This is a genomic window from Runella sp. (assembly GCF_027484545.1).
Taxonomy (GTDB): Bacteria; Bacteroidota; Bacteroidia; order Cytophagales; family Spirosomataceae; genus Runella.
In genome coordinates this window covers 1-7,041 of sequence record NZ_JAIXST010000106.1, presented here as the reverse complement: position 1 = coordinate 7,041, position 7,041 = coordinate 1, and the positions used below count along the sequence as shown (strand labels likewise).

At 43.7% G+C, this 7,041-nt stretch carries 4 protein-coding genes and 1 pseudogene; 1 reads left to right on the top strand and 4 read right to left on the bottom strand.

Going from position 1 to position 7,041, the window contains the following annotated elements:
* Positions 1–380 precede the first annotated feature (380 nt).
* Together Q0081_RS09585 and Q0081_RS09580 are read right to left on the bottom strand one after the other, a co-directional pair.
* Positions 381–2,336, bottom strand: coding sequence for a hypothetical protein (locus Q0081_RS09585; protein WP_298351995.1), 1,956 nt, complete (start codon positions 2,334–2,336; stop codon positions 381–383).
* 98 nt (positions 2,337–2,434) lie between these two features.
* On the bottom strand, positions 2,435–4,285 hold the full coding sequence (locus Q0081_RS09580) for a family 16 glycoside hydrolase (protein ID WP_298351992.1): 1,851 nt from the start codon (positions 4,283–4,285) through the stop codon (positions 2,435–2,437).
* Between the two features lie 242 nt (positions 4,286–4,527).
* Between Q0081_RS09580 and Q0081_RS09575 the strand changes: the two genes are divergently transcribed.
* Complete coding sequence (locus Q0081_RS09575; RefSeq protein WP_298351989.1) at positions 4,528–6,108, top strand: gliding motility-associated C-terminal domain-containing protein; 1,581 nt, start codon at positions 4,528–4,530, stop codon at positions 6,106–6,108.
* Between the two features lie 26 nt (positions 6,109–6,134).
* On the opposite strand, the pseudogene Q0081_RS09570 reads toward Q0081_RS09575, so the two are convergent.
* Positions 6,135–6,380 (bottom strand): annotated as a pseudogene (locus tag Q0081_RS09570) (GMC family oxidoreductase); the annotation flags it as partial.
* 73 nt (positions 6,381–6,453) lie between these two features.
* Positions 6,454–6,741 (bottom strand): hypothetical protein, encoded by a 288-nt coding sequence (locus Q0081_RS09565; RefSeq protein ID WP_298351987.1) that lies wholly within the window; start codon positions 6,739–6,741, stop codon positions 6,454–6,456.
* Positions 6,742–7,041: the final 300 nt, after the last annotated feature.

Here is a 7,041-nt window from a genome sequence, read left to right as displayed (position 1 = left end):
GGGGGCATCTTTCGGGTGTATTACACATCAGGTAGGTTATTTAGGTTCTTGGTAAAACAAAAATAACACCCCGATTGCCCCTTACAAAATCAGCACCATAATTGGCGCACTACCAAAAATCTTACAGTATTTTCATCCCTGACTCGAATGAGAAGAAAAATTCAAAATGACTATAAACTCTTTGAGGCAAGTGACGAAGTTAAAAAACGCCGAAGGATATTGAAAGAAGATAAAATGAGAGAAGCTATAGAAGATAAGTCGGAAGTCATATAACCCGAATTAGTTGACACTCAACTAAAACAGAACCTCCCTTTCTGCTTTGAGAATCACTAAAAACTCAAAGCAGGAAGGGAGGTTCTGTTTTTAACTAAAGCAGTTATTTACTTCGCTAATGAATTAATCCAAGCCGCTATTTTCAGTGCATCTCCTTTAGAAACCTGTGGCATCGGTGCCATGGGTGTTGAATAATCGGGCCAGTTTTCCGGTTTTGGGGCGTAAATCAATTCAACGATTTTTTCATTGCTGTATTTACGTTTTGCCACATCAATATAGGAAGGCCCAACCACTTTTTTGTCCGTTGCATGACAGGCCAGGCAGGTATTTTTTGCCAAAAGCGGTTTTACTTCTTCCCAAGTCGGGGCTTTTTTGGCAGCGGCCGCTGTTTTAGCAGCAGTCGGTGCTGGCGTTTTGTCTTTCCCATCAGGTGACACATGCTCTTTTACAGGTGCAGTAACCGCTGCTTTGACATTTCCTGAGCGTGTTGTTTTCAAATCAGTAACTTTTAATTTTTCTCCGTCAGGAATATTGTTCAGCGTATAATACGCATCGGGGTGAACCAACGACCAATAATTATTGGCAGCACGCACGCCGTCCAATTGAAGTTTATGAACGAAATACTGACGCATACCGTCCAGAACAATTCGCACTTTTTTGCCGTCTTCCGACAATTTTACGCCTTTTACTGTAACATCTTTCGTATCAATCAGCGGGCTGCCGTAGACAGGATAGTGCTTGTATAAGTAGCTGCTAACTTTATATGAATCAAGGTCTTCGGCTGATTTACGGTCAACTGGCAGTGTAAATTCGATTTCAAATCCGTCGGGCATGGCTTTTACCGTGTACATTTCAAACGGCATTTTACCGTTCCAAACCAAACGCTGCAATCCTTGGTTAGCATCACCGGCCGAACCCCAACCTCGGTTGGTTTCACCCACGAACAGGGAGCCGTCTTTCGCAAAAGACATCCGTAAAACCCCTGACTGGAATCCGCTGCGGAAACCAATGGATGCGCCTTGGTATTCTCCTTTTACTTTTTCAAGAACTATCCGCATGATGTTACTTTGCCCTTGGTCACCCACAAAAACCTGACCCGCAAACGGACCGAAGCCGCCGTTAGTTTCGTCCATAATCAGTTCAGAAGTAGATACACCGTGCACACCATACGGCAACCAAACTGCCGGAAGCTGTACCATGTCATATTTTTCTTTCAACTGATACAAAAACTGAGGTGTTTCATTGCGCGTGTTTTCGGGTTTGATGGCGCGATTGTTTTCATCTCTTTCCTTACGATTGTCGCGTTCAGCAAAAAATTGTTTTTCAGTCAGTTTCACGGGAGAATTGGGTAATTCAGCCCATTTCAACCCCGCCGGGTGGCCCATAAATCCACCTTTTTTTACGGGGAAAATACCGCCCGTTCCCATCCAATCACCTTGATTGTCGGTATACCAAAGTTCACCTTTCAACATGCTGATACCGGCCGGTGAGCGAACGCCTGTGGCATACGGCTCAAATTTTCCATCGGGTGTAATGCGAAAAATCCATCCGCGACCAGGCACGCGACTTTCCCCTCTCCACCATTCTTCGTCACCGAAAGCTACGTTTCCGCTGACGAAAAAGCTTCCGTCAGGTGCAATTTTTGGTCCGAACGAATATTCATGATAATGACCTGACAGCGCCCATGAGTGTACGGTTTCGTAAATGTCGGCTTTACCGTCCCCGTTTTTATCAATTAGCTTGGTCAACTCACCGCGTTGAGCGCAATACAAAAACCCGTCTTTGTAGGCAAGACCCAGTATTTCGTGCAAACCGGAGGCGAATTTTCTGAAATAGGGCGTACGGCTCGTAGGGTTGTCCACAATCCATACTTCACCGCGGCGGGTCGAAATTCCCAAAGAGCCGTTTGGAAGCGTGGTAAGTCCGCCCACTTCCAGAATAATTCCCTCGGGGATGGGAGGAGTAATGATTTTATAAAAATCTTCTTCCTTAGGCGATTCTTGTGCTTTTACCATTGGTAGAGCCGCCAAAAGTATCAATGCGATTTGAGCAATTTTTTTCATTGTGTTTAGTATGATAGGGCAAGTTGTCGAACAACGCTTGCTGGGTTATCTGTTCACTGAATTAGAATCCTGATGCGGACCGGTTTTAAATATTCAAGTTAGAAAAGGATGGCGTATTTAACGGAACCGTTCGTTACCGGAACGATCAGTTCCTGTCCACCGGCCACATTTCTGATTTGCGGTACCACCGATTTGTCCGTTATTTGAATAAAATAGGACTTGTTATTGACGGAGTAAACTCCTTCCGAGACCATTTCAATCCCGCTTCCTTCGGCGATTCTTGCCATCAGGTTTTCTACGGGTTTTGCCAGTTTTACTTCGCGCTCAAAATATTTGTTATCCACCACCGAAAGATGATCGGTAACGGGTGAACCAAAAGCGACGTAATTGAACGTCGGAACATCCGGTTCATCCAATGAATACCCTTTTGGAAGGAATCCGCTGCCGGTAGTATCGGCCTGCCAAGCTGACTGACCGCTTACTTTTCCCAGAAACATGGCGTTGTTCAAAAGCGTTACACTGCCGCGTGGACGGGAAGAACCATCGCCGCGATCGTGCCACATAGGAGTAGCGTCCAGAAATTCTCCGCGCCAGACCTGCAACAGCGCCCCTTTGTCGAGGTCGTATGTATAGTGCAGATTGGAAGAATTTCCTACCGAAACAGCGTGTACAACCCGCACATTTTTAGCGTCCGGGGTCTTTTTGAAATCCATAAAACTGCGCATTACCGTACTTGTTGGAGCCGTCACCAAAATGGGATCAACGCCACCGCCCATGGTCATAGAACTTGCGGTATTTAAAGACATTTCACGAAAGCCCGGACCGGACACCCACGCCGCCAAACCGGGACGCATATACCCCTCGGTTTTGCTGTTGAAAATTTCAATTGTGTGCTCTCCCGCTTTGAGGTTTACCTTTCCCTGACGGGTCGAATTGTTGTTTCTTGATTCGATTGAAAGTACATCTTTGCCATCCACTTTGAGATAAGCATTTCCGGCTGCCTGCATTCTGAAGGTATATTCGCCTTCGGTAGCGGCGGTGTATTTTCCGTTATAGAGGTAGGCGTAGTTGTTGTTTTCTTTCAGGATTTCCCAAGTAAGGGCGTCTTTCTTGCCTGTTTCTGCCACTTTTTGTTTAGAGAAATCTTCATTGGTAGCAAAAGTACCATAATACGTTTTGTAGGTAAGGTCCGATAAGGTCCCGGGTTTTTTGTCAAAATTATTGATGATGATATTTTTGATGGCCAATGAACCATGATCTCCCTGAATACGCAAAGGACCTGACTCAACATCTTCTTTGGTAAGTGAACCGCGGGTCGGGCCGCTCACTTCCACGTTTTCGTGAATGGTTACCCCGTTCAAAACAATTTTAAGGAATACGGCATTGGAGATTTTCTTACCGGCCGCGTCAAAGCGAGGGGCTTGGTATGAAATCTTGATATTTTGCCATAAACCCGGCGCTTTTGCTACATTGAAACGAGGTGCATATCCTTCATAGCCTTTTTCACCATCTGGTTTTGAGTCATTCCAACGCTCGTAGATACCGCCGTTGTCGTTGTATTTAGCCGTTTTTTTGCCCCAGCTGTCAAAAAGCTGAACCTCGTAATTTCCCTGAAGATAAATACCCGAATTGGATTCTTTGGTCAACATAAAATCCAGTTCCAAATCTAAATCTCCGTGTTTGAAATTGGAGACAAGTTCATATTCAGGGCCATATTTGCCTTTTTCGTGAATACAGGCTAATACTCCTTTACCCGGTTTGGTATTCAAAACATTTACTTTTGAAATATCGACAGAAGCGTCACCAGCGATAGACCAGTTGTTGGCTTTGTTGGTAAATGCACTTAGGTCATCTAAAGGAATAGCGGTTTGTGCAAAAGCAGATTGCGCAACAATCACTCCCGGAAGGCAGGCAATAAATTTTAAAAGGATACTTCTCGGTTTAAACATAGAATGGTTATTCAGTTGATAATTAATAATTTATTGAAGACAAAAAGCCGTAGGTTATGGTTTAAGCTTTTATCAAGTCACAAAAGTAATTCATATTTTGAGAATGGCAGAACACTACTGCTGTATTACACTATCTAAAGACTATCTTCTCCTTGGTTTAAGCTAATTATTGGCCTGTAGTTATAGCGATTCCAATCATTCCGATTAACTTGCCGTACTTTTTCTGCATCCCGTTTACGAATATGGTAAAAGTACTGGTTTCCTGCGTTACCTATTGTAATTTTTCTTCAGCAATGAATGGGAAGGTCATTTGGCTATTAGTTTCAGCGCTTGCAGTTACTCTACAGGCAGCCGGGCAGGAATTCATCCCCAACGGAGGATTTGAAACCTACCAAAATTGCCCCTGGCAGGACAATTTGCTGAAAGAGGCAACGCCTTGGTATAATCCCAATAAAGCCACCCCGGATTTTTATAACTATTGTTTTCCAACGAATCAAATTGAATTACCCCCTCACTCAGGGAAAGGATTGGCCCGCTTGTTTATGGATTTGGGTTGGGCAGAGTATTTGGCTACTCCTCTGAAAGAGCCCCTCAAAGCAGGCGAAGCCTATCAGTTTGAAATGTATATCAGTTCCCCAACTCCCGATCGGTACCCGTCTGGCTCATTTGGTGCCTATATTTCCACCCAACCTCTGACTACGGCAACCCAAAAAGACCTACTGGTCCCCGACGAAAAGCCACAGCTGCTGGATAACAGAACGGAGAAAATCACCAAGCGCTTTCAGTGGGAAAAAGTGTCAGGATGCTTTGTAGCCAAAGGAGGGGAAAAGTACGTAACCATCGGAAATTTTGTCCAACTGCCAATAACCTTAGGTTATTATTATTTATTCATTGACGATATCTCCTTACGAACCATTCAATTAAACCTCGGTAACGATACTACGCTGTGCGGGCGAAAAAGCACCCATTTACTGGATGCGGATACCCCCGGTGCCTCTGAGTATAAATGGAACACGGGCAGTACTTCATCGACCCTGTTGGTGACAAAGCCCGGCAAATACTGGGTAACGGTCACTACTCCCTGCAAGATATTACGAGATACGATTACTATTAATTACAAACTTGATTTCAGTTTGGGACCTGATACTACGCTCTGCGAGGGTCAAAAAATGACGCTGCGGGTATCGCAGTCAGGGGTGTATCGTTGGCAGGACGGCGCATCGCAAAATAATTATCAGGTGACTCGGGCCGGCCTGTATACGGTACAGGTTTCTGAAGCCAACTGTACCATCAGTGATACCATCAGAGTGCGGTATGTTTTACCGCCTCGGTTGGACTTGGGGCAGGATAAGAAATTATGCGGAACGGAGATTTATTCCATTCAGCCCTTATTTACCGAAGGTACCTTTCGGTGGCTGGATTCGTTCAATGAAATCAAACGAACAGTAAATAAATCAGGCATTTACAGCGCAACGGTTAGCAACGACTGCGCCACAATAAGGGATTCCATCGTAGTCGATTACAGCGACTGTGAATGCGTTCTCTATGCCCCTGACGCCTTTTCGCCTAATGCTGATGGTGTCAATGATGTGTTTCAACCCTTTGCTTGCGGTGACATTACGTTTTCGTCATTGACAGTGTATAACCGATGGGGTGAACTAATTTTTCAAACGAACAGTCCACCATTTATTTGGGATGGTACCTACAAAGGAGAGCCCTGTTCAACAGGAGTATATGTTTGGCGAATTGACTACCAATTAAATAAATTAGGACGAAGTACTTCATTCCAAACGAAAGAAAGTAGAATCGTCCTAATTCAATAAAACCGAACACTTTATAAATTCTTCTTTTATATTTCTGCTACGGCAAAATCCACGGCTCGCGCCGTCAGGGCCATATAAGTCAGGGAAGGATTTACGCAAGACGATGAAGCCATTGCTGCTCCGTCGGTGACAAAGACATTTTTGCAGGCATGGAGCTGATTGTTTTTATTCAATACCGAAGTTTTGGAATCTTTGCCCATGCCTGTCGTGCCCATTTCGTGAATTCCTAAGCCTAAGTGAATTTTGGGGCGATCATACGTTGCAATCGTTTTAAAACCTGTTTGGTACTGACTATTTAACATACATTCTACGCTAAAATGATGTAACAAGTTTTGCCAATCATTTTCAATTGATGTTTAGCGTTTTTTTTAACTCCTGATTTTCTAAGATATAGCGCTGCAACTGCCCTTTGAGATACGCATTTTCGGAAAGTAAGGCAGAAATCATCTTTTCAGTTTCATCGTAGGGCACCGCTTCTTCCGATTGTTTGGCCTGATTGGCATACCCCCTACAGGTACCGCAGCAATACTTGGCAGTAGACCGACTGGCAAAGAAAGCTGTCCCACACCATTGGCAGGTTTTTTCAAAAACTTTAGCGTTGTATTTAAAATCGGATCGGTCTAATTTTGGCATAATCTATAATAGTTTATTGTCGTTACTATTCCGTTATAAATTAAACGTTATAAATTTAAAAACACAAAAAAAATAGAAACGTTTTTCCTGTCACTATAAAGAATTGTGCAGGCATGGATGTACAATTCTTTATAGTGACCTGTATTTCTCTAAAAATTTTTCCTTTTGCCACTTATTGGGTGTAGGACAAGTTTATTAAGCCGCCATTTTTATTAAATCGGTTACTTTATTGCACTGATTTTTTTTAAAAGCGACCCTAATATTAGCTACTTGTTGCAAACCTGTTTTAGTCCACCTTTG

Coding starts and splice junctions, on each gene's coding strand:
- Q0081_RS09585 (WP_298351995.1), bottom strand. CDS start 2,336: ATGAAAAAAATTGCTCAAATCGCATTGATACTTTTGGCGGCTCTACCA.
- Q0081_RS09580 (WP_298351992.1), bottom strand. CDS start 4,285: ATGTTTAAACCGAGAAGTATCCTTTTAAAATTTATTGCCTGCCTTCCG.
- Q0081_RS09575 (WP_298351989.1), top strand. CDS start 4,528: ATGGTAAAAGTACTGGTTTCCTGCGTTACCTATTGTAATTTTTCTTCA.
- Q0081_RS09565 (WP_298351987.1), bottom strand. CDS start 6,741: ATGCCAAAATTAGACCGATCCGATTTTAAATACAACGCTAAAGTTTTT.